Source organism: Mesorhizobium sp. M1A.F.Ca.ET.072.01.1.1 (assembly GCF_004023325.1).
Taxonomy (GTDB): domain Bacteria; phylum Pseudomonadota; class Alphaproteobacteria; order Rhizobiales; family Rhizobiaceae; genus Mesorhizobium.
Genome location: NZ_RZSF01000644.1, coordinates 1 through 1,328, shown reverse-complemented (window position 1 = coordinate 1,328; position 1,328 = coordinate 1). Strand labels below are relative to the sequence as shown.

The following is a 1,328-nucleotide window of genomic DNA, read 5'->3' as shown; positions in this document are numbered from 1 at the left end:
GTCCTGCGCCACCACGCCGATGCCGCGGCGATGTGCCGGCACCGCCGCCCCGCCATTGGCGAGCAGCTTGCCGTCGAGCGCGATGCGGCCGCGGTCTGGCGCCTCGAAGCCGGCGATCAGCCTCAGCAAGGTGGTCTTGCCGCAGCCGGAGGGTCCGACGATCGCGGTGCGGCTGCCGCTTTCGACGGTGAGGTCGACGCCGGCAAGTGCTGCCACCGGGCCATAATGTTTCGCTACGTCGCGGAGCTCGAGGAAGCTCATCGGCCGGCCATCCGCTTTGACTGGACGTAGAGCACCCAGGTCATGGGCAGCGACATCGCTACCATGATCAAGGCGTAAGGGGCGGCCGAGGCGTAGTCGATCTCGCCGCTGTAGGACCAGAACGCCATCGCAAGGGTGCGGGTGCCGTTCGGCGCCAGCATCTGCGTGGCGGTCAATTCATTGGTGATGCCGAGCGCCACCATCGCCATCCCGGCCGCCGCGCCCGGCGCCGACAGCCGGATCGTGGTCGACCATAGCGCCCTGAGCGGCGGGCGGCCGAGGCTCGAGGCTGCGCGTTCGAGTTCCACCGGCGCCTGGGCGATCGAGGCGCGCAGGCTGACCAGCGCGCGCGGCAGGAACATCAGCGCATAGCCGAAAAGGATGGTGAAGAGCGTCTGATAGAGCGGCAAGGCGATGCGTACGGTGATGGTCACCAGCGCCAGCGCGACGACCACACCCGGCAGCGAACCGACGATGTAGTTGCAGCTCTCGAGCAGGCGCTGCAAGCGGCCGGGCGCACGGATCGAGATCCAGGCCATGGGCATTGCGGCGACCGTGGCAAGCAGCGCGCCGGCGACGGCGAGGACCAGCGTCTGGCCGAGCGCCAGGCTGATCTCGTCCCAACGCCAGACGTCGGCGCCACCGGCAAGCAGCCAGCGGCCGACGGTCACAAAGGGCACGCCGAGCGTGAGCAGCGCAGTCCCGGCGGGCAGCAGCAAGCAAGGCAGCGTGGCGCGGCCGAGGGCGACACGCTGCTGCTGGCGCGCCGCCCCGGAGCCGACGCGGGCATAACGCTCCTCACCACGCACGATCACCTCCACACCAAGCAGCACGAAGCAGCAGGCGACCAGCACGGCGGCGAGCATGTTCGCCGCCGCGCCGTTGAAGGTCGACTGGAACTGGTCAACGATCGCGGTGGTGAAGGTATCGAAGCGGATAAAGACATAAAGCCCGTATTCGGCAAGCAGGTGCAGGCCAACCAGCAGCGAACCGCCGCAGATGGCCAGTCTGAGCTGCGGCAGCACGACGCGCGCGAAGACCCGCCACGGACCGAGCCCAAGCGCGGC

Annotated in this window: 2 protein-coding genes; both read right to left on the bottom strand. The window is 69.1% G+C overall.

Annotation, left to right across the window (positions count from 1 at the left end; genetic code table 11):
* On the bottom strand, positions 1-261 hold a 261-nt coding region (locus EOA32_RS37245; protein ID WP_128374313.1), incomplete at its 3' end, for an ATP-binding cassette domain-containing protein.
* Positions 258-1,328: iron ABC transporter permease (locus EOA32_RS37240; RefSeq protein WP_145971516.1), on the bottom strand; the 1,071-nt coding region annotated here is incomplete at its 5' end. The genes EOA32_RS37240 and EOA32_RS37245, both read right to left, overlap by 4 nt.